The organism is Bacillota bacterium, assembly GCA_013178305.1.
Taxonomy (GTDB): Bacteria; Bacillota; Sulfobacillia; order JABLXB01; family JABLXB01; genus JABLXB01.
The window spans coordinates 26,656-47,794 of sequence record JABLXB010000009.1 but is presented as its reverse complement, the minus strand read 5'-3'; the positions used below and the strand labels follow the sequence as shown (position 1 = coordinate 47,794).

Here is a 21,139-nt window from a genome sequence, read left to right as displayed (position 1 = left end):
CGGTCGCACCTCCCCGCATGCTATTCGAAACCTATTTCAAGTTGCAGTCTACTCCAAGCAGGATAGATACATCCACGTTCTCTCCGGGCGCGCGATTGTATATGGTGGCCTGTGGGGCAAACTTGGCTACCTCCCGGCATATCCCTTTCACCGCGTTGCTGTTGGCGGCCGCGCCAATCACGCGCGTCGGCCCCTTGTTCGGCTTTTCGGCGTTAGTCACCGTGACCAGGTAGCCGAGGTCTCGCAGGTTCTTGGCCGCCTTTTCGCCCATGCCGGCCGTTCCCGTGCCATTCACGACCTCGACCCTGACCTTCGAGTTGGCGTCGCGATCGATACCCCTGATGAGGAGGTCGACCATCTTCTTGAGGGCATGCTGGTCGGCCACCCAGTAGCTTATCGCGACGCCGGTCGCGTCGGAGATGTCGGCTGGTTGACCCGGTATTACATCCATTTTGACGTCCTCGCGGCCGAGTTGCCGCGCGGCGTTCGCCAGGGTGAGCACCAGGGCAGGCTCGATGTTCGTGTCGACGTGGTTGGCGGCCTCGCGCGCAATGCTGGGCAGCTTCCACAGGGTATTCATATCGAAAAACGATTTCATGAGTGCGCTGAGGAACTTCTGCTGGGCCTTTACCCTGTCTATGTCACCCTGCGGGTACTGCCTGTACCTGACGAATTGCAGGGACTTCTCACCGTCGAGCACCTGCTTGCCGGCTTTCAGGTGGATGTGCAGGTTTTGATACGGGTCGTCGTAGTCCATGTTGTGGTCTATGGTCATTTCGACCCCGCCGATCATGTCGATGAGCTTGACGAAACCGGCGAAGTTGATTCGCACGTAATACGGGATGGGCTCGCCGATAAGCCCCTGCACCGTTTCCAGTGCCAGCTTGGGGCCACCGTAAACGTGGGCATGGGTGATCTTGTCGTACCCGCTCTTGCCGGACATCTTTACCCTGGTGTCCCTGGGGATGGACAGGATGCCTGCCGATCTGAGCTCGGGGTCCAAGCTCAGCACCATCATGGTGTCGGTCCTTGAGGTGTGCACAGGAGTGCCGCTTCTGGTGGGTCCGTTGACACCGCCGTCGAGCCCCATCACGAGCACGTTGATCCTTGGTGCCACCGCCTGCCCGTTGTGCGCCTCGGGCCTCGCAACGGGATTGTACACTCTGGACAGGAAGTACCACGCCCCGGCGAGGACCCCTCCCACAAAGAACACGAGGAGGAGCGCGGCCACCGCGGCCGTCCGCTTCACGTTCAGTTTCTTCTTCTTCTGCCTGGTTGTTGCCGGTTGCAGTACCCCTTCTGTTCTCAAATCTCAACCCTCGCCTGAATTATCCAATTGCGCATCTCGACAACGAGCGGGTGTATCGCCGCTCCGGCCTTCACGAGCCTCAATATGGTGTCGTTCGCGTGTTCCACCAGGAAACGCTTGAGCGGCTCCTCGCCGTCCGCACCCCGCCCGGGCCCCTCGAGGCTCAGTCTTAAGGTGGGGAATTTCCCCGGTTCAACCTTGTCGGCGACGTAGACCACCTGCTCTACCGCACACATCCCGGCGCGCCCCGTCGTATGGTACCTGATCGCGTCGAGAATCCTGTGGTCAGTTACTCCCAGATCCCTGCTCACAAGCTCCGAAGCTACAGGGCCGTGCAGCAAGAGGGGCCTGTGCCGTTCGACGTCCCCGAAGACTATTCCAAGTTCCGCCGCCAGTTTCAACAACCGCGTTCCCGGGAAATGCCTGCAGTAGTCGTGCAGCAACCCAGCAACCGCGCAGGCGGACTCGTCGGCCCCCGCGCTCCTCGCGATGTCGACTGCTGTCTCCATGGTCCTGACACAGTGGTCGTACAGGTCTAAAGGCAGCGCCCGGCGCAGGTCCGGCATCATGCTCTGGATCAGCGAGACATACTCCATACAAGCATCGCCCCAGCGACACCTTTCAACATCCAACGCCCGCTCTCCTGTGGGAAACGCTCTCACAGATCTTACACATAGGACGCCCATGCGTTAACATAGTTCCCGAGCACGGAAACAATAAGGCCTCCTCAGACTCTTTGAACCAAGAAGCTCAGGAGGCGGTGGCCACGAAGGCTCAACCCGTAAACCGGTTAGAACTTACTCTGCCGCGGCCGGGCTTCGTTGACGATTATCTCTCTGCCACCGAACTGCGTGCCGTTCATGGCATCGATGGCCTTCTGGGCATCCTCGTCGGCGACTTCGACGAACCCGAACCCGCGCGACCTGCCTGTCTCGCGATCCATGATAATCCTGCAACTCTTGACGTCTGCGTAGGGCTGGAACGCCCTCGACAGCTCGTCCTCGGTCGTTGCCCAGGGCAGGTTGCCTACGTAAAGGGTCTTGGCCAACCACGTTCACCTCCTTTCACCACCGGACCAACCGGCATTCTGGCGGGCGGAGCCTCACCGCGCTGTCCAAAACAACAGGCGCCCGAGCTCCGTCTCGAACTCGGCGCCTAAGGACCGTAAGAGTACGGTAAATGCGACACGCGGATCGAGATAACATGGAACACGGACAGAGGCAGCCTCCACCCCATTATATTGGTCGCCTACCCGGGATGTGTGTAGAAACCCATTTTGTGGATATACTCCTCGACCGGCTCAGGTACGAGGTATTTTATGGGTCTACCCGTCTTCACCCGCTCCCTTATGTCGCTCGACGATATGTCGAGCCCGGTGGCGGGAAAGATGTGAACCCGAGAGGCCAGTGAACCCAGCTGTTCCTTGACGCGGTCAATGCCCGATATGGAATAGCCGGGACGCATTACCGCGACGAACTCACACAGGGTCAGGAGGCGTTGAGTGTCCTTCCACGAGAGTATGTCTACTATGACATCGGCCCCTGTGATAAACAGGATTTCGGCGTCAACGGGGAGCTGCGACTTTAGCGTTGTGATGGTGTCCACAGTGTAGCTGGGTCCCGGCCTGTCTACTTCGATGGTGGACACATGGAAGTGAGGGTTCCCCGAGATCGCCAGCGCAGTCATCGTATACCGGTGGATCGCACCGGTCACGTGCTTGCCGTTCTTGTGTGGGGGTGTACCGGACGGAACGAACAGGACCTTTTCGAGGTTGAACCCTGCGCGAACTTCCTCCGCAGCCAGCAAGTGCCCAAAATGAATCGGGTCGAAAGTCCCTCCCATTACTCCAAGACGGCTCATGCGTTTGCTGGCGCGTACCCCCCAGAATCATGTGTTGGCGAAATTCTACGAAAACGCCCAAATTCCTGCTTTCAGGCGCCAGAAATTCCATTAGTTTCCGGTTGACTTGTACTGACCTGCTCGGCCTCACGCAAGAGCTCAACCACCTTAAACATGAGGTCGCGTATCCCCTGGCCGGTAACCGCCGACACTTCGAATACGTGAAACCCGCTCCGTGCTATTTCCGACCGGAGTCGCGAAGCGTTCTCGCCCGCCGCCGGTAGGTCCATCTTGTTAAGTGCCACAACCTGGGGTAGCGCCGCAAGCCGGGGGGTGTACAGCGCGATCTCGCGGTTTATCACGTGGAAGTCCGAGACGGGGTCTCGCCCCGCCGTCCCCGCGGCGTCGACCATGTGGAGGAGCACCCTTGTGCGCTCGACGTGTCTCAGAAACTCGTGCCCGAGACCCTTCCCCTCGTGCGCTCCCTCGATAAGGCCTGGAATGTCGGCGAGCACGAAGCTCTGGCCGTTTTCGAGCTCGACCACGCCCAGGTTGGGGCTGATTGTGGTGAACTCGTAGTCCGCGATCTTCGGGCGCGCATTGGTTACACGCGACAGGAGGGTGGACTTGCCGGCGTTCGGGAACCCGATGATACCCACGTCGGCCAGGAGTTTCAACTCCAGCACGACCCAGCGCTCCTCACCGGGCTTCCCCGGTTCCGCGAACCTCGGCGCCTGCCTGACCGACGTGGCGAACCGCGCGTTCCCGCGGCCCCCACGGCCACCGCGCGCGATCACGAAGGTTTGGCCCCCGGAAGTGAGGTCCGCAAGTACGCTGGCGCCGGTCTCGTCCTTGACGATGGTCCCCGGCGGAACCCTTATGTAGAGGTCCTCCGCGTCCCGGCCGGCCATGTTCGACCCCTGGCCGTGTTCCCCGCGGCCCGCCTTGAAGTGGACCTTGTGTTTGAAATCCATCAGGGTCCTCATGCCGGGGTCGACGACGAAGGTGACGTCGCCCCCGCGGCCACCATCCCCCCCACTCGGGCCTCCTCGCGGGATGAACTTCTCGCGGCGGAAGGCAACGCAGCCGTTCCCGCCGTCGCCGCTCTTTACGTTTATCTTAGCCTTGTCTACAAACATTCGAGGTCTCCTTGAGGCTGGCGCCCGCTACATGCGCGCCCACGTCGATGATACTAGTATTCCATGAAATCGGGGGGCTCTGATGTGAGGTGTGAACCGTCTAGCGACGGATCGGGCTTTCAACGAAAACGCACGGGCACCCGCAGGATTCGCCCACGCGGACCAGCACATCCTGCCGCGGGTAGCCGGCCGCATCAGCCTCGAGGTCTTCGACACAGGGACATCGTTCGAGCGACTCGATCGCCACGATCTGCCGGCCGTTATCGAGGGACGGTCTCAAGCGTAGCCTCGCGCAGCCGCGCTTGATCATCCAGCAGGAAACGTCCTCAACGGCCTTCTCGAGGTGACTGCACGGTCGCCAGTCCCTGTAGTCGAGTCCCCGGGGTGCTTCAACATCCGCGTCCCCACCGGCAGCCTGGATCTTGAGATCGAGATACCGCAGCCAGCCGTATAGATCGGGGCCCAGCGAGTTCATGAGGAGGGATTCCCTCTTGACGCGCTCTTTCGTGGACTCAATATGCTCCAGCGCCTTTTGAACGTTTCCCATCTGGAGCCACCCGGATATAACCTGCAGGTCGTTCATGAACTCATGGCTCTGCCGCCGAAGTGCGAAAGACAGGGACTCCCTGTCGATGTCCCCAGCCATCGAAACGCATCCGCTCCCTCCGACCTGACCGCAGCCTTCACACCCTTTCGCGGCGCCCCTGCCAAATCCTGCCGCGCCTCGCGGACGCGCCCCGGACCGGGCCCTGACACGAGCGAACTCCGGAGGGAGACCTCCGGAGTTCGGTGCGCTCCGTTCCGGAACGAACCGCTTCCCTGACCCTTTACACAATCGCCTGCGGCTCGGAGTAGACGTTGACGACCTTCCTGTTTCCCCTGCTGCCGAACCCGACGTATCCGTCGACCTTCGAGAACAGGGTGTCGTCGCCACCGATCCCCACGTTAAGACCGGGATGGACCTTCGTACCCCTCTGCCTTACGATTATGCTACCGGCGGACACGAACTGCCCGTCGTGGCTCTTAACTCCAAGTCGCTTGGAAGCGGAGTCGCGGCCGTTCCTGGAGCTCCCTACACCCTTCTTGTGTGCGAATACCTGGATGTTCATCATGTCGTCGCACCTCCCTCGACTCGCGTTTCCGTAACTCGCACGTATCGTCTTCTTCCGTCTTCTATCTCGCGCAGCCCGAGTAGCATGGCCTCGAGAATTGCCTGGGCCTCCGGCCATCCCTGACTGCCGCCGCCCTCAGCGTCTTGGCCAGCGTCCGCCGGCCCCGCCGGCTTCGCGCCACGCCGCGCGAATTTCGCCTCTATCAAGGCATCGCCGGTCTTGACGACCGCCTCGCAACCCGCAGCCTGTCGCACTCCCAGGACCGCCGTCTGCACCACCGCCGATACGGCGGCGCACACTATGTCGCTGCCCGACGGCGCGTACCCCGAATGGCCCTCCGCCCTGACCGTCACTATGTCGCTGCGCTCATCGCGCCCGACCGTGATCCGCACCATCGCCTCGCCCTATCTGGGCAGGACCACCTTTTCAACCACCAGTCTGGTGAATGGCTGCCTGTGGCCGTAGCGCTTGCGGTAGTTAACTTTGTGCCTGTAGTGGAAGATGAGGATCTTCTTGTGCTTACCCTGCTCTTCTACTTTGGCGACGACCTTCGCGCCTTCAACGAGCGGCTTGCCGACTATCGACTCGCCGTCGTCCTTCTGAACGTAAAGCACCTTATCGAATTCGACCGGCTGACCCGGCCCGGCCTTGATCTTCTCGACGGTGATCCGGTCTCCCTCGGAGACCCTGTACTGCTTGCCTCCGGTCTCAACAATGGCGTACATGCCATCATCCTCCCTGCCCAGACTCGCCGGAACGAGGCGCGGCGCGAGCGCGCCAGCTTTGGGCCTCCTCCGAGCGGTAGCGCAGCGTCCTGCAGCAAAAACGCCGCCAAATGATTGTAGCACGCGCCCCAATGGGTGTCAAGGAAAGGGAGTTTTCACGCGTCGAGCATCTTCGCCCTCGCGTAGGTCCGGAACGCCTTGGTTATCTCAACGTTGACCTTCTCGCCGACAAGTTTGCCGGCGCCTTCGATGTCGATGACGTAGCCCTCCAGGCGGCCGATCCCGTCCCACGGGTTGGACGCGTGGGGCTCCTCGATCTTGATCTCCAACGTGTCACCGATCTTCACCGGCAGCGCCTTCGACTCGACTTCCTCGCGCGTGCCGAGAGCGCGAAGGTTGATGTTCTCCACGTGAAGGCCCGCATTGCCGCGGATGTAAACGATTTTCCCCGTCTCCTTCTCCATCTCCCGGAGGTTGACGCCGCCGGAACCTATCAGGAGCGACGCGACGGTCGGGTGTACCTCGAGCAGCGCCGCCTCGCTGGCGGAATGCTTCAGTATCCGCCGCACCTCCTTGCGGACCTTCGCCGCCATTGTGGCTTCATTGAGTATTCGGCCCTTTCCACCGCAGTACGAGCACGGCTGCTCCAGCACGGCGGACAATCCTTGCCGGACTTTCTTTCGGGTCATCTCGACGAGTCCGAGCTGCGTGAGACCAAGCACCGTGTTCCTGGTCCTGTCCTTCTTGAGCTCGTTCTCGAGCGCCGCCATCACCTTCTGGCGGTGGTCGTGGCTCTGCATGTCAATGAAGTCGATGATGATGATACCGCCTATGTCGCGCAGCCTGAGTTGCCTGGCGATCTCCCTGGCGGCCTCCATGTTCGTCTTGAACACCGTGTCCGCCAGGTTCGTCGTCCCAACGTACTTACCGGTGTTCACGTCGATGGCGGTCAGCGCCTCAGTCTGGTCAATTACGAGGTAGCCCCCGGATTTGAGCCACACCTTCTTCTTCAGCAAGTCCTCTATCTCGGTGTCAACGCCATGCAGGTCGAACAGCGACCTGTCGCGCGCCGTGAACATGTGCACGCGGCCTTTGAGTTCGGGGGACATGACGTCGAGAAGCTCGAGAATTCGCTCGTACTCGTGGCGCGAGTCTACGGTGAGTCGTGCCACGTCCTCCGAGAAAAGGTCGCGCACTATCCTGTAGACGAGGCCCAGGTCCTTGTGGATGAGGCTGGGTGCCTGCGCGTTCTTGGCCCTGGCCTGGATCCGCGACCACAGGCGGTGAAGGAATTCGAGGTCCTGCTTGATCTCGTGCTCACTTTTCCCCTCCGCGACCGTGCGCACTATGAGTCCGGTCCCCTGCGGCTTCAGGCGCTCCGCCATCTTCCGGAGCCGGTCCCTCTCGTGTTCCCCCTCGATCCTCCGCGATACGCCCACGTAGTCGACCGCAGGCATAAGTACGAGGTAGCGACCGGGCAAGGTGAAGTACCTCGTTACCCTCGCGCCCTTCGTGCCCATCGGTTCCTTGACTACCTGGACCAGTATCTCCTGGTTTACCTTCAGGATGTCCTTGATCGTCTTCTTCCTGATTTCGTCCCCCGGGTCATCGTCGTCGTCCCCGTTCCTCGGGGGCGTGGCGTCATCGACGTACAGAAACGCGTTCCGTTCCAGGCCGATATCGACGAACGCGGCCTGCATCCCCGGGAGGACGTTCTCGACGCGGCCTTTGTAGATGTTCCCAGCGCTCTTCTGCAGGACGGGCCTCTCGATGTAGACCTCGGACAACACCCCGTCCTCCAGCACCGCGACGCGAGTCTCGTCGTAGTCGACGGTGATGAGTATTTCCTTTTCCAAAAAGAGTTCACTCCTTGATAAGTGGGCAGTGCCCACGACGGCTGTGGTTGAATCCTAGACCAGCGGGACGAGCCGGCCGTCCCTCAACGTGTACAATCCCCTCCTGTGATACCTTGCTTCCGCCAGTTCGAGCCACCCTTCACCTATAGAATCCAACGCCTGCAACAATTCATCCGGACGCAGGTTTTGGCGGCTGCCGGAACGGATGGTGAACTCGTAATGGGCCATTCCCCCACCGCCGTCGCCGCCCTCCGCCGCGATCAGCACGAGCGGCCGGACATCGATGGTGCGCGCCGGCTGGCCCTCGCGCTTCCTCTCCACACAGATCGAACCGGACTCCATGAACGACCTGAGCGGTCCGGCGGGGTCCACCGATCGATTCTTAATAGGCACCTTCACCGAGTATTCGGAGGCATCCACGACCGACATCGCGGGCGGCGAGTCCACAGGTATCTCCCGCGCCACGCAGGTGCACAACCCCGGCGGCAGGGCCGCGTTCAGCGCCTGCACTGCCTGCAGCAGGCCCACCCTCTCGCTGAAATCCACGTCCAGCACGTCCATCTCACTGGTGGCGCCCACGGCGAGCGGCAGCGCGAACACCATGCGCGGGTGCGGGTTGAACCCCCGCGAGAACGCCACCGGCAGGCCCGCCCTGCGCATTGCCCTGGCGAACGCCCTCATTGTATCGAGGTGCGATATGAACCTCACCGGTTCGCCCTTCTTGAACAGGAGTCTTATACGCATACACCGCACGCCTCGCACCCGTCACGCCTGCAGTCCGGCGTGGTCATCGCCTTAAACGCCCTCGCACGCTCCCTCAGCAGGAACCCCTTAGCGATGCGCGAATCCACGTGATCCCACGGGAACAGTTCATCCGGGTCTCGCTGCCTGTTTGCGTAGAACCGCGGATTCAACCCGCAATGGCTCAACGCATCCAGCCAGAGGTCCTCGCGGAACCTGTCGGTCCATGAGTCGAACCTGGCTCCCCGCCGCCACGCCTCGATGATCACCCGCGCGAGCCTCCGGTCGCCCCTGGCCAGCACTGCCTCCATGACGCTCATACCTGCGTCGTGCCAGTCGAACCTGGCCCTGGTCTTCCGAAGCCTGTCCTTCAGAAAACGCTGCCTGCGCTCGAGCTCCTCCCTATCGACCTGGGGCTCCCACTGGAACGGCGTGTGCGCCTTGGGAACAAACGACGATGCGCTGACCGTCAACGTCAGTCGCCTGTGCGATCCCGAGGAGCGTCTTGATGCAACGCGCTCGTACAGCGCGGCGACCGACCGCGTCATATCCACGATTCCTTCGAGATCGGCGTCGGTCTCGGTCGGAAGCCCGATCATGAAGTACAGTTTCAGCCCGTCCCAGCCGGACTCGAAGGCGGCGGATGCCGCCTCCACCAGGTCGTCCACGGTCACGCGCTTGTTGATGACGTCCCTCAGGCGCTGGGTCCCCGCCTCCGGAGCGAAGGTGAGTCCCGACTTCCGGACCGCCTGGACCTTGTTGGCTATGTCCACCGAGAACGCGTCGACGCGAAGCGAGGGTAGCGACAGCCCGACCCCGAGTGGAGCCAGGTCACGCCCGAGCTCGTCCACCACGTGCCTGATGTGGCTGTAGTCGGTGCTCGACAGCGACATCAGCGAGAGCTCGTCGTACCCGGTGTTCCTGATTGTCTCGGCTGCCGCTTTTCCGACGTCCGCGGGGGACCGCTCGCGCACCGGCCGGTATATCATCCCAGCCTGGCAGAACCTGCAACCACGCGTACACCCGCGCATGACCTCGACGACGGCCCTGTCGTGTACCGCGTCGAGGTAGGGGACGGGCGGCATCAGCGGGTAGTCGGTGAGGTCGAGCGATTCCGCGATCCTCCTGCGCACCCGCTCCGGGGCCCCCGCGGCCGGCGCCACGCGGTGCACCGTGCCGTCGTCGTTATACTCCGGCCTGTACAGCGAGGGAACGTAGCAACCCTCGATTCCCGCGAGCCGGCGCAGGAGGTCCGGCTTGTCGCGCGTGACGCCGGGTGCGCCGGGACCGGCGCGGTCGCCTGCGGCGCTCGCACCGGCGAGCGCACGGTCCCCCGGCCGACGACCCACCTGCTTCCAATCCTTGTACACCGCAATGATCTCGTCGAGCGCGCCCTCGGCGTCCCCGATGAGGATGCAGTCGAACATCTCCGCCACGGGTTCGGGATTCAAGGCGCAAGGCCCGCCGGCTATCACGAGCGGCCACTCCGGTCCCCGCGCGGCCGCCACGGGTGGGATGCCGGCGAGGTCCAGCATGTTAACTATATTAGTGTACGTCATCTCGTACTGGAGGGTGAAGCCCACGATGTCGAACGTGGAAACCGGTGTCCGCGTCTCGAGGCTGAACAGCGGCACCCCGCGCTCGCGCATCAGGGTCTCCATGTCGACCCAGGGTGCGAAGACCCGCTCGCACGCGACGTCGTCCCGCCGGTTGAGCAAGTGATAGACGATCTTGAGGCCCAGGTGGGACATGCCTACTTCGTAGACGTCGGGAAAAGCGAATGCGAACGTCACGGCGACGTCGCGGTGGTCCTTGACTATCTGGTTCCACTCGCCGCCCGTATACCTGGCGGGCCGGGAAACCCGGGGCAGGATTTGATCCAGGGGGATCCCCACGTTATTTTTCACCGGCTCAATTATACCCATAATCAGGTGGATTTACCATCGGCCCCCCCGCCGTGGGTTCGCGGCCTTACTGGGGCGGCACGCCGACGGCGACCCGTCGTGCGGCCTAACCCGCGCCGTTGCGCAGTAGAACCCCGAGGGTGTCATTGCCGCGGCCGGAGAAAATGTAGTCGAGCAGCCTGTTCTCCCATACCTCGCCCATCACGTTCCCCGAGGAGTCGGTGACGCTGATGAGGTACTGCTTCGACGGCGAGAGCCTCACCGCTACGTCCAGGACCGTGGTCGTGTGCAGCGCGATCATCCGCTCGACAGGCATCATCCCGCGTTTCCTGAGCAAATCCCTCTTGGCCAGGAGAGCTCTCACAGGGAGGTAACCCGACGACCCTTCCTCGCGCCGGCCCGCGATGAGGAGAAAAATAGCGAATGCAAAGGCGTTTGGGACGAGCTGCCCCCGCCGCAACATGACGATTCCCCAGCCCGCCATGCTTAACGAGGCGACCACGCCCACCCGCGACAGGAGCGCGGTGGCCCTGCGGTACCCCGCGGCCTGCGCGATGTAGCCTCGAAGCGCCCTGCCGCCGTCCAGGGGAAGGGCCGGAAGCATGTTGATGAACGCGAGCGACAGGTTGGCGTCGAGGTAGAAGGAGATCAAGTCGGGGTTCACGATCTCACACTGGCGCAGCATGAGGCCGAGGCCATACAGCAGGAAGTTGTGAAGAGGGCCGGCCACGGCTATGGCGGCCTCCACCAGCGGTTCCCCCGCCGGCAGCCCCACGGTCCTCGCCATCCCGCCGAACGGGAATACCTCGATACCCAGGACTTCGACGCCGCACAACCGCGCTGCCAGGAGGTGGGCGAGTTCGTGGGTGATGACGATCATGAACAGGAGGGTCACCTGGGGGCCGAGGCCCGCGGCAGCGTAGACCACGATCATGCCTATGAAGTACACGTTGAGGGATACTGGTATCCCCGCGAACGAGAATATCCTCACCGGACGTTACCCGCCGGGCGTGAGCCGGCCAGTCACAGCGCAGGGAGGTGCTTGAGGGGGTCTACCCTGTTACCCTCCACGACTACCTGGAAGTGGATGTACGGGCTGCCGGCGCCGGGGAGCGCCCCGACCCTGGCGATGACATCCCCGCGCTCCACCCGTGTATGCGGGATCACGGCGACCTCGGCGCACCGGTAGTAGACCGTCTTGAGCCCCCGGCCGTGCTCGACCTCTATCACTTTACCATATGTCGCGCTGTCGCGCACGCTCACCACGACCCCCGCGAGCGCTGCCTTTACCGGGGTACCCGCGGGCGCGCTTATGTCGATCCCCTCGTAGAGCTTCTCTTGCTTGGTGTTCGGGTCGGTCTTCCATCCGTACAGCGCCGTCAGCCTGCCGTCGACCGGCCACGCCATCTTCGCCCCGGCGGAGCCTGTGACGGGAAACGCCCAGAAACCCGTCTCGGGGAGCCCCTCGGCAAGGCGCCTGATGAACGAAAACACGGCGGTGAAGTCGGAATCGGAGGTGAACGCCCAACGCAGGACCGACGTGAGCCTTCGGGCGGGCGTTACCGGGATGCGGGCGACCATCCACACGAACAGGAACACCAGGAGGCATATCGCCACCTTCCGGACGACGGGAGTAGCGACGGAACGCGAAACGGATGCCGCTACGCGGTTGTAGTAGCGTCGGGGGAAGGTCCTCCTGACGCGGAAAGTACCGTAACTCATACCCCTCACCCCGCGGCTGCCGGCAGGTTGCACTCGAATGCTCGGCCACTATGGATTATATTTGGGCGACGGGGGCAGTATTCGAGTTACACCCTTATACCGGACGGCCTGTAGCCGTGCCGGAGACCGGCGGCGGCGGCGTACCTCCCGACAACGGTGAGATTCAACCGTCCAAGCCCCCCCTCTCAAAGGCCTCCCCCGGCCGCACGGCGGCGTACACAGTGACCCCGTCAACGGCTGTCTTCACAACCCAGCCCTCGGCCGCAAGCCAGTCGAGGTGGGCAACCGCCTCCGCCACCGCGAACCTCATCTGGAACGCATCGAGCGTGTTGCCCCACATCCCCAGCGCAACCTCGTATCCGTTGAGGGGACTGGGCCCCATGATCTCGAGCACGCGCCGCGCCCTGAGTACGTGATGGTCGATTATCTCACGAACCCTGGAGGTAGGGTTGTCGATCACCGCCCCGTGCCCGGGGTATGCCACCCGCGCGTTGAGGCCCGCCGTCCTTTCGAGTGATTTGAGGTATTCCTGTATCGGATTGAACCCTTCCTTGATCGAAAGGCCGATGTTGGGCGTTATCCTTGGGAGAACGTGATCGCCGGACAGCAGTATGCCCTCTCGCTCGCTATACAGGCACACGTGGCCGGTGGTGTGGCCGGGCGTGACCGCAACGCGCCAGCGCCTTCCACCGAGGTCGATCTCCTCCCCGTCCGCCAACCTCCGGTTTATCGTGGGATAGTCGATCAATCCCCTGATCCGCTGCACCACGCCATAAGTCGCCTCGGCGCCGTCGTGCGGCACCCCGTGGCGCATGAACGCCTCCCAGTACAGGTGGTCGTCATCTCGCGGGCCCGCGTAGAACCTCCACCCCTCTTCCGCGTCGACGTCACCCATCCAGACCTCGCAGCCCCATTCGCGCTGCACCGTCCCCGAGGCGCCATAATGGTCCACGTGCAGGTGTGTCGCCACACAAACGCGGGGCGCCGTGCCCTGAATGGAATCCCTCAGCACGGACAGGGACGAGGGGTAACACGGACCGCAGTCCACTACGGCCTCCGGCGGGTCGCCCAGGACGTATGAGTTGGTGACTTTCACCGGCAGCGGGACGGGGATCTTGATGACACCTATGCCCGGCTCGAGCCAGGTAATGCCCGGCGCGGGCGTATCCTGACAGTTCGACAATACCCTCACTCCATTTCGATACTCCCCAGGAGACCGCGGTGGCCGTCTGGCGAGGGAACTATCTTTCGACGGCACGCCGGACAAGACCTCCACGGCGGCAGTCGCGCCTGGAAAACAGTACTGGATCTCGCGCGCGGCGTATGGTAGTATAGCAGAAATACTACCGAATTACTAATGATTTTGCACCGATCCGCCGCAAGTGGTGGGTAAGCAGGTGGTGGATAACATGAAGATTTCGGCGAAGGCGCGGTACGGAGTCCGGGCACTGTGCGCGCTGGAGCTCCTCTCGGGCGAGGAGAACCAGGGCGGAAGCCCCGTCTCGCTGGCGCAAATCGCGGAGAAGGAGAACATCTCGAAGAAATACCTCGGGCTCATATTCCACGGGCTGAGGAAGCACGGGTTTGTCGACGCGGTACGAGGGCTTAACGGCGGATACAGGCTCGCGAAGAGCGCCAACGAGATAACCGTGGGTTCGGTGGTTCGCGCCCTCGACGGCCCGCTCGCACCGGTAGGGTGCCTCCTTCCCCCCGGGAAGAACCCCGCGAGCAGGTGCGAACGCAAGGCAACGTGCGCGAGCCGGAAGGCGTGGGACAGGCTTCAGCATCACATCGAACTCGCACTCGATTCGATCACGATTCAATCGCTCGTTGAGGGGGAGGACCCGGCACCGCCGGGGTGCGACGGATATGGGATATGAGAACTCGCGTTACTCGCGTCAGGTACTGGTCTCCGGCATAGGCGAGGAGGGGCAGGAATTTATGTCCCGCGCAACCGCGGTGGTCATCGGCCTCGGCGCGCTGGGCAGCACGTCTGCGAACGTCCTCGCGAGAGCGGGGGTGGGAACCATCAGGCTCGTGGATCGCGACTTCGTGGACTGGACCAACCTCCAGCGGCAGGGGCTGTACGACGAGGATGACGCGCGGAATAGCATCCCGAAGGCGGTCGCTGCTCGCGAACACCTCGTGCGGTTCAACTCGGAGATTTCGTACGAAGTGGTCGTGGACGACGTCAACCCCGGGAACGTGGAGAGGATCGTCGCGGGCGCAACCGTGGTCGTCGACGGCCTCGACAACTTCTACACCAGGGCCTTGATCAACGAGGCGTGCGTCAAGGCGGGGATTCCGTGGGTGCACGGCGCGTGTGTCTCCACGTACGGTACCGTGTCCACGTGCCTCCCCGGGGAAACCGCGTGCTACAACTGCCTCTACCCTAATGCGGCCGGGTTGTCGTCGCCTTTCACGTGCGACACGGCCGGCGTGCTGGGGCCGGTGACATTCACGATCGCCTCGTGGGAAGCGTCCGAGGCGCTGAAGATAGCGGCGGGGCGCAAGGACCGCGCGTTGAACGGCTTGATGCTGTTCGACCTGTGGGACAACAGGGTGACGCACGTCGCAACATCGAGGAACACCGGCTGCACGGTGTGCGCAGGGAGGGAGTTCACCCTCCTGCGGCAGGCCGATCACATGGCGACGGCCTCCCTCTGCGGGCGCAACGCCGTGCAGGTGGTCCCCCGTGAGACGCGCAGGTTTGACTACGAGTCTACAGCTCGAACCTTGAGCCGCGCGTTCAGGGTCGAGTCAAATGATTATCTCTTGAGGTTCAGAGTAGGTGAGTACGAGGTCGCGCTGTTCCGGGACGGAAGGGCCATCGTCTTCGGGACGACCGATCCCGTCGCCGCCAAGAGCCTCTACACGCGATACATAGGGGGGTGAGGCCGTGCGTGAGGAGTTCGTGTACCTGGACAATGCCGCCACTTCGTGGCCCAAGCCGGGCGCCGTGTACGCGGCTATCAACGCATGTATGCAGCATGCGGGGGCCAATCCGGGAAGATCCTCACACCGTATGTCGGTCCGCGCCGAACGGGTGATGGATGAGACGAGGCTACTCGCGGCGCGCCTCTTTAACGCCCCAGGCCCCTCGCACGTGGTGTTCACGCTGAACTGTACGGACTCGCTGAACATCGCCCTCAAGGGGCTGGTGCGCGAGGGATCGAGGGTGGTCACAGGGCCGTACGAGCACAACTCGGTCGTGCGTCCCCTCCGGAGCCTGGAAAGGGAAGGCGCGGTCGTGAGAGTGGCCCGCGCGGCGCCCGGTTCCGGCGTGGACATGGACGACTTCGAGGACCTCTGTCGCGAGGGGGTCGACGTGGCAGTCATTTCGCACGCGTCCAACGTGACCGGACGAGTGGAGCCCGTAGCGGAGCTGGCAGGAATAGTCCACCGGAACGGCGGCCTGCTGGTTGTCGACGCGGCGCAAACCGCCGGCACACTGGAGATCGACCTGGTCAGCTCGGGAATAGACGTGCTCGCGGCGCCTGGGCACAAAGGCCTGATGGGCCCCATGGGGGTCGGGCTGCTGGTTTTCGGCAGGGATCTCGACCTGAGGCCGTGGCGGGAAGGCGGGACCGGATTCAGGTCGGAGGACGAGGAACAGCCGGGGAGCCTCCCGTGGAGGCTCGAGGCGGGCACCCCGAACCTGCCGGGGATAGCGGGACTGGGAGCGGGTATCCGCTTCGTCGAGTCGGAGGGCATCCGCTCGATAGCGGAGAAGGAGTCGTCCCTCGCCCGGGAACTCACGCGGGGTCTCGCGGAAATCCCGGGAGTCAGGCTCTACTCTGACCCGGAATTTACGCAAAGCGGGATCGTCTCATTCACGATCGATTCGCTCGACGTTTCGATGGCCGGGGTCATGCTCGACGAGGCTTCCGGAATCGGCGTAAGGGCGGGGCTGCACTGCGCCCCCGCCGCCCACAGGTCCCTTGGAACGTTCCCCGGCGGGACGCTGCGCGCCAGTTTCGGCTACTTCAACAACAACGACCACGTTGAACGGCTGCTCGCCGCAGTGCGACAGCTCGCCGTACATGAGATCAGATAACGGGAGGAGAAAACGATGGGCAACACCAGAAAGCCGGGATTCGAGACAGTAGCGGTTCACGGAGGCCAGGTCCCTGACCCCAGCACAAACGCGAGAGCGGTGCCCATATACCAGACCACATCGTACGTGTTCAACTCGGTGGATCACGCGGCCAGCCTGTTCGGCCTGAAGCAGTTCGGGAACATCTACACGAGGATGATGAACCCGACCCAGGACGTCCTGGAGAAACGGCTCTCCGAACTCGAGGGCGGTTCCGGGGCGCTTGCGGTGGCGTCCGGACAGGCGGCCATCACCCTGGCGATCCTGAATATAGCGCGCGCCGGCCAGAACATCGTCTCCACGAGCTACCTTTACGGAGGTACATACAACCTGTTCCACTACACGCTGCCCAAGCTCGGGATCGAAGCGAGGTTCGTCGACTCGTCTGACCCGGCGAACTTTGAGAAGGCGATCGACGAGAACACGCGCCTCCTGTACACGGAGTCCGTCGGCAACCCCAAGAACAACGTCGACGACTTCGAGGGCATTGCGCGTATCGCTCACGCTCACGGGATACCGTTCGTAGTGGACAATACCGTGACGACACCCTACCTCCTCAAGCCTTTCGAGCACGGGGTGGACATCGTGGTGCACTCGCTGACGAAGTTCATCGGTGGCCACGGGACGTCCATAGGCGGCGCGATAGTGGACTCCGGCAAGTTCGACTGGAACAACGGCAAGTTCCCTGAGCTTACAGAACCCGACCCGTCATATCATGGTGTAAACTACTGGGAAGCATTCGGTAACCACGACAAGGCCGTCGTGCCCGGCATCGCGTACATCACGAAGGCGAGGGTACAGCTTCTGAGGGACATCGGCCCCGCCATCTCGCCGTTCAACGCGTTCCTCTTCATCCAGGGGCTCGAGACGCTCCCCGTCAGGATGAAGCAGCACTGCGAGAACGCGCTTGAGGTCGCGAAGTGGCTCGACACCCATCCAGGCGTGTCCTGGGTAAACTACCCCGGGCTGCCCAGCCACCGCGATTACGAGAGGGCGAGGAAGTACCTTCCCGCCGGCCAGGGCGCGATCATCGGCTTTGGCATCAAGGGTGGCCGCGAGGCCGGGATCAGGCTCATCAATTCGGTGAAGCTCCTGTCCCACCTCGCCAACATTGGCGATGCGAAGAGCCTGATCATCCATCCGGCTTCGACCACGCACCAGCAGCTCACTCCGGGAGAGCAGCTCTCCACCGGCGTGACTGACGACTTCGTGCGGCTTTCGATAGGCCTGGAGAACGTGGACGATATCATCGCAGACCTGGACCAGGCGCTGGCGGCCGCGAGAGCCTGAGGGCGGAGTATCGCGTGGGGGACGGGGGTGATGTGGCGGTGCCGGACTGTACGACGGCATGCGTCGGCACGAATCAAATCCATCGGGGGTATGAGAGATGTTTCGCAGGATCAGGGAGGACATCGCTACCATATTCGAGCGGGACCCCGCTGCGAAGAGCGTCGTCGAAGTGCTGTGCTGCTACCCCGGCCTCCACGCCGTATGGATTCAACGCCTGGCGCACTGGCTCTACCAGAAGAGGCTGTTCTTCCTGGCCAGGCTGGTATCCCACGTGGGCCGGTTCCTGACCCTGATCGAGATACACCCCGGGGCCGTGATCGGACGCCGCGTGTTCATAGACCACGGCATAGGCACGGTAATCGGGGAGACCGCGGAAGTCGGGGATGACGTGACCATCTACCAGCAGGTCACGCTCGGCGGGACGGGCAAGGACAAGGGGAAAAGGCACCCGACTATCGGCAAGAACGTCGTGATAGCGGCGGGGGCAAAGGTGCTGGGGGCAATCGAGATCGGCGACAACTCTCGCATCGGAGCGGGAGCAGTCGTGATCAAACCGGTGCCCCCCAACTGCACCGTCGTGGGGGTTCCCGGGCGCATCGTGGTGAAGGAGGGAGTCAAGGTAGACCCCCTGAACCACGGCGACCTGCCGGACCCCGTGGTCGAGATGCTGTCTGGAATCACACAGAGGATTGAGGCGCTGGAGAACCGGGTAAACTCCGGTCAACCAGCCGGGAGGGAACAACATGGGACCGAGACCGATAGCTGATGATGTTACGAAGGCCATCGGCAACACGCCGCTGGTCAGGTTGAACAGGGTTACGCGGAGCGCCGTTGCGACGGTGCTCGGCAAGATGGAGTCGTTCAACCCGTGCGGCAGCGTCAAGGACCGCATCGGGGTGGCAATGATAGACTCGGCGGAGGAGGCCGGCCTCCTGAAGCCGGGGACAGTGATAATCGAGCCGACAAGCGGCAACACGGGGATAGCGCTGGCATCTGTGGCAGCTGCGCGTGGCTACCGGCTCATCCTCACGATGCCGGAGACCATGTCCCTCGAGCGCCGCAGGCTACTTGCAGCGTTCGGCGCGGAGATCGTGCTGACCCCGGGGCCCGAGGGTATGCGCGGGGCCATCCGCAGGGCCGAGGAGCTGGCGGTAGCGACGCCCAATTCGTTCATGCCGCAGCAGTTCAGCAACCCCGCCAACCCGCAGATCCACGTAAGAACCACCGCCCAGGAGATATGGCGGGATACGGATGGCAAGGTAGACATACTGGTGTCCGGTGTGGGCACCGGCGGCACCATCACCGGAATCGCCACCGTGATAAAGCATCTCAAGCCCTCGTTCAGGGCCATTGCGGTGGAACCCGACGAGTCGCCGGTGTTGTCGGGGGGCTCGCCCGGGCCGCACAAGATCCAGGGCATCGGGGCCGGCTTTGTGCCCAACGTGCTCAGGCGCGACCTGATCGACGAGGTGATCCGCGTCCCGCAGGAAAGGGCCATGGAAATGGCCAGGCGCCTGGCGAGGGAAGAGGGGATACTGGCGGGGATATCTTCTGGCGCGGCCGTCTGGGCTGCCGTGGAGGTAGCCTTCAGGGACACAAGCCGCGGCAAACTCATCGTGGCCATACTTCCGGACACCGGCGAGAGGTACCTGTCCACTGGACTGTTCGACGAGAGTCCCGGCACAACTACGTGACTCGCCGTCCGTACCTGCACGGCAGGTGCGCCGGTGGCCTGTTTGCGGCGTGAGACTTCAGGTGGAAGGTGGGCAAACGTGCAGAGCAAGGCATTCTGGACGGCCCTGGAACAGGCCAAACGAAGGCCCGGAGAGATCGATCGCAAGGCTATCCTGGCCCTCTTGGAAGGCTCCGCCGACACGAGGGCCAAAGATACCTTGTTTCACACTGCAGATGAAGTCCGGCACCGCTATGTAGGTGACGAGGTATACCTGCGCGGCATAATCGAGTTTTCGAACTACTGCGTGCGCAACTGTCACTACTGCGGGTTAAGGGCGGCCAACGCGGGTTTGCAGCGCTACCGCATGTCACTCGCCGAAACCGTGGGCGCAGCCGAGAAGGCAGCCCGCCTGGGCGTGGGCACGGTCGTGCTCCAGTCCGGAGAGGACCCCTTCTGGGACGCTCCGGCCCTTGCGGAGGTAGTCCGCGAGATCAAGCGCCGGACCGGGCTGGCAGTCACACTCTCGGTCGGGGATCGTCCCCGGGAGGACTACGCCCTCTGGAGAGAGGCGGGGGCCGACCGCTACCTCCTGAAGCACGAGACTGCCGATCCCGAGTTGTTCCGAGGGCTGCGTCCCGGAACCACCCTGGCGGACCGGTTGACCTGTATTCGCCACCTGCGGGAATTGGGGTACCAGGTCGGATCGGGGAACATGGTGGGCCTGCCCGGGCAGACCCTTGCCAGCCTGGCGGACGACATCGTTCTACTGCAGGAACTCGATGTGGAAATGGCGGGGATCGGACCCTTTATCCCTCACCCCCAGACACCGCTGGCGGCGTCCAGCCCAGGTGAGGTTGATCTGAGCCTGCGGGTACTGGCGGTGGCCAGGCTGGCTGTTCCCTGGGCGCACATTCCTGCGACCACCGCGCTCGGGACCGCCGATCCGCAGGGGAGGCAGAAAGCGTTACGCTGTGGGGCCAACGTGGTCATGCCCAACGTGGGCCCCACGGGCTACCGGCCCCTGTACCAGATCTACCCGGGGAAGATCTGCCTGGACGAGATGGCGGAAAAGTGCCTCATCTGTTTGGGCCGCATGATTGGGGGGCTGGGGCGAGCCACCGGGCAAGGGCCGGGTCACTCACCCAAGCCGCGGTTCCTGCAGCCCCTACGGAAAAGCGGTGGAGACAATGGCCGTGGAACTGGGATTTGACCGCATCGCCTTCCGGACGGCATTGTCTCCTACGCGCGCGAGAGGGGGTACTCGGTGGATATCAAGTACCGGTGCTGTTCTCTGATTTTCCAGACCGCGTGAGTCCCGGGCTGCGGCTCCCTCCACCCCCACAACACGACGGGGGTTTACCACCAAACTGCCTGTCGCTCGCTTCGGCTAGCCTCCTCAGCCACGCGGTCAGCCAGCACGGCCTCGGTGAAGGTTCCGCCATGTGCTCACACCTCCCCGGCACGGGCGCGTTCCGGCTCATTACCGGGACGTGGCTCCTGTCCGCGCGCGTGTTCGTGTCCCTCGCGGTCGTGATGGCACCCGCGCCCCATGAACGCCATCATCCCGAGATGCATTAGCGGGCATGCCAGGAATACCGCCCAGGGTGCCACCGCCCTCAGGGAGCCCGCCCTCGCGAGCCAGACCACCGCTGCGATCCCCGCAAGTACCAGCGCCGCCTTCGATAGTGTCTTCATACCCTTCCGCCTCCATCTACCAGTCTGATTCCAGTC

General features: G+C 63.2%; 23 protein-coding genes. 7 read left to right on the top strand and 16 right to left on the bottom strand.

All coding sequences use genetic code 11. From position 1 onward, the window contains the following. Nucleotides 1-31: 31 nt before the first annotated feature. The 15 genes from HPY55_15555 to HPY55_15485 all read right to left on the bottom strand — a co-directional run bounded on the left by HPY55_15555 (nt 32) and on the right by HPY55_15485 (nt 13,530). Complete coding sequence (locus tag HPY55_15555) at nt 32-1,309, bottom strand: LCP family protein (GenBank protein NPV72022.1); 1,278 nt, start codon at nt 1,307-1,309, stop codon at nt 32-34. After that, entirely contained in the window at nt 1,306-1,941 is a 636-nt protein-coding gene (locus tag HPY55_15550) for an HD domain-containing protein (protein ID NPV72021.1), read from the bottom strand. The genes HPY55_15555 and HPY55_15550 overlap by 4 nt, the downstream gene beginning before the upstream one ends. 158 nt (nt 1,942-2,099) lie before the next feature. Then, complete coding sequence (locus HPY55_15545) at nt 2,100-2,357, bottom strand: RNA-binding protein (GenBank protein NPV72020.1); 258 nt, start codon at nt 2,355-2,357, stop codon at nt 2,100-2,102. A 200-nt stretch (nt 2,358-2,557) separates the two neighbouring features. Next, nucleotides 2,558-3,169, bottom strand: coding sequence for a nicotinate-nucleotide adenylyltransferase (locus tag HPY55_15540; protein ID NPV72019.1), 612 nt, complete (start codon nt 3,167-3,169; stop codon nt 2,558-2,560). A gap of 71 nt (nt 3,170-3,240) precedes the next feature. Then, complete coding sequence (gene obgE / locus HPY55_15535; GenBank protein ID NPV72018.1) at nt 3,241-4,287, bottom strand: GTPase ObgE; 1,047 nt, start codon at nt 4,285-4,287, stop codon at nt 3,241-3,243. Nucleotides 4,288-4,387: 100 nt separating this feature from the next. After that, nucleotides 4,388-4,933 (bottom strand): hypothetical protein, encoded by a 546-nt coding sequence (locus HPY55_15530; protein NPV72017.1) that lies wholly within the window; start codon nt 4,931-4,933, stop codon nt 4,388-4,390. A gap of 181 nt (nt 4,934-5,114) precedes the next feature. Further along, nucleotides 5,115-5,396, bottom strand: coding sequence for a 50S ribosomal protein L27 (gene rpmA, locus HPY55_15525; GenBank protein ID NPV72016.1), 282 nt, complete (start codon nt 5,394-5,396; stop codon nt 5,115-5,117). After that, entirely contained in the window at nt 5,396-5,791 is a 396-nt protein-coding gene (locus tag HPY55_15520; protein ID NPV72015.1) for a ribosomal-processing cysteine protease Prp, read from the bottom strand. The genes rpmA and HPY55_15520 overlap by 1 nt, the downstream gene beginning before the upstream one ends. A gap of 12 nt (nt 5,792-5,803) precedes the next feature. Then, nucleotides 5,804-6,124: a 50S ribosomal protein L21 gene (gene rplU, locus HPY55_15515; GenBank protein NPV72014.1), complete on the bottom strand. Its 321-nt coding sequence runs from the start codon at nt 6,122-6,124 to the stop codon at nt 5,804-5,806. Between the two features lie 155 nt (nt 6,125-6,279). Next, nucleotides 6,280-7,980, bottom strand: coding sequence for an Rne/Rng family ribonuclease (locus HPY55_15510; GenBank protein ID NPV72013.1), 1,701 nt, complete (start codon nt 7,978-7,980; stop codon nt 6,280-6,282). Between the two features lie 54 nt (nt 7,981-8,034). Continuing rightward, nucleotides 8,035-8,724 (bottom strand): DUF2344 domain-containing protein, encoded by a 690-nt coding sequence (locus HPY55_15505; GenBank protein ID NPV72012.1) that lies wholly within the window; start codon nt 8,722-8,724, stop codon nt 8,035-8,037. Beyond that, on the bottom strand, nt 8,715-10,646 hold the full coding sequence (locus HPY55_15500) for a TIGR03960 family B12-binding radical SAM protein (protein NPV72011.1): 1,932 nt from the start codon (nt 10,644-10,646) through the stop codon (nt 8,715-8,717). Before HPY55_15500 ends, HPY55_15505 begins: the two co-directional genes overlap by 10 nt. Nucleotides 10,647-10,731: 85 nt before the next feature. Beyond that, nucleotides 10,732-11,616 carry a peptidase M50 gene (locus HPY55_15495; protein ID NPV72010.1) on the bottom strand — a complete coding sequence of 295 codons (885 nt, stop codon included), beginning with the start codon at nt 11,614-11,616 and terminating at the stop codon, nt 10,732-10,734. 32 nt (nt 11,617-11,648) lie between these two features. Then, a complete protein-coding gene (locus tag HPY55_15490) occupies nt 11,649-12,347 on the bottom strand; it encodes a M23 family metallopeptidase (protein NPV72009.1) in 699 nt (232 codons plus the stop codon). 163 nt (nt 12,348-12,510) lie between these two features. Then, nucleotides 12,511-13,530 carry an MBL fold metallo-hydrolase gene (locus tag HPY55_15485; GenBank protein ID NPV72008.1) on the bottom strand — a complete coding sequence of 340 codons (1,020 nt, stop codon included), beginning with the start codon at nt 13,528-13,530 and terminating at the stop codon, nt 12,511-12,513. Between the two features lie 226 nt (nt 13,531-13,756). On the opposite strand from HPY55_15485, the gene HPY55_15480 reads away from it, so the two are divergent. The 7 genes from HPY55_15480 (at nt 13,757) to hydE (ending at nt 20,618) form a co-directional block, all read left to right on the top strand. Beyond that, nucleotides 13,757-14,227 (top strand): Rrf2 family transcriptional regulator, encoded by a 471-nt coding sequence (locus tag HPY55_15480; protein NPV72007.1) that lies wholly within the window; start codon nt 13,757-13,759, stop codon nt 14,225-14,227. After that, a complete protein-coding gene (locus HPY55_15475) occupies nt 14,217-15,242 on the top strand; it encodes a thiazole biosynthesis adenylyltransferase ThiF (protein ID NPV72006.1) in 1,026 nt (341 codons plus the stop codon). Before HPY55_15480 ends, HPY55_15475 begins: the two co-directional genes overlap by 11 nt. A gap of 4 nt (nt 15,243-15,246) precedes the next feature. Then, nucleotides 15,247-16,404 carry an aminotransferase class V-fold PLP-dependent enzyme gene (locus HPY55_15470; GenBank protein NPV72005.1) on the top strand — a complete coding sequence of 386 codons (1,158 nt, stop codon included), beginning with the start codon at nt 15,247-15,249 and terminating at the stop codon, nt 16,402-16,404. Between the two features lie 15 nt (nt 16,405-16,419). After that, nucleotides 16,420-17,733 (top strand): O-acetylhomoserine aminocarboxypropyltransferase/cysteine synthase, encoded by a 1,314-nt coding sequence (locus tag HPY55_15465; GenBank protein ID NPV72004.1) that lies wholly within the window; start codon nt 16,420-16,422, stop codon nt 17,731-17,733. Between the two features lie 97 nt (nt 17,734-17,830). Then, nucleotides 17,831-18,499 carry a serine O-acetyltransferase gene (cysE, locus tag HPY55_15460; protein ID NPV72003.1) on the top strand — a complete coding sequence of 223 codons (669 nt, stop codon included), beginning with the start codon at nt 17,831-17,833 and terminating at the stop codon, nt 18,497-18,499. After that, the gene (gene cysK, locus HPY55_15455; GenBank protein NPV72002.1) at nt 18,477-19,427 is read left to right on the top strand and encodes a cysteine synthase A; all 951 of its coding nucleotides are present in this window, start codon (nt 18,477-18,479) and stop codon (nt 19,425-19,427) included. Before cysE ends, cysK begins: the two co-directional genes overlap by 23 nt. 78 nt (nt 19,428-19,505) lie before the next feature. Then, nucleotides 19,506-20,618, top strand: coding sequence for a [FeFe] hydrogenase H-cluster radical SAM maturase HydE (gene hydE / locus HPY55_15450; GenBank protein NPV72001.1), 1,113 nt, complete (start codon nt 19,506-19,508; stop codon nt 20,616-20,618). 236 nt (nt 20,619-20,854) lie between these two features. Here the strand turns inward: hydE and HPY55_15445 are convergent, their stop codons facing one another. Beyond that, on the bottom strand, nt 20,855-21,103 hold the full coding sequence (locus HPY55_15445; GenBank protein ID NPV72000.1) for a DUF2933 domain-containing protein: 249 nt from the start codon (nt 21,101-21,103) through the stop codon (nt 20,855-20,857). Nucleotides 21,104-21,139 lie beyond the last annotated feature (36 nt).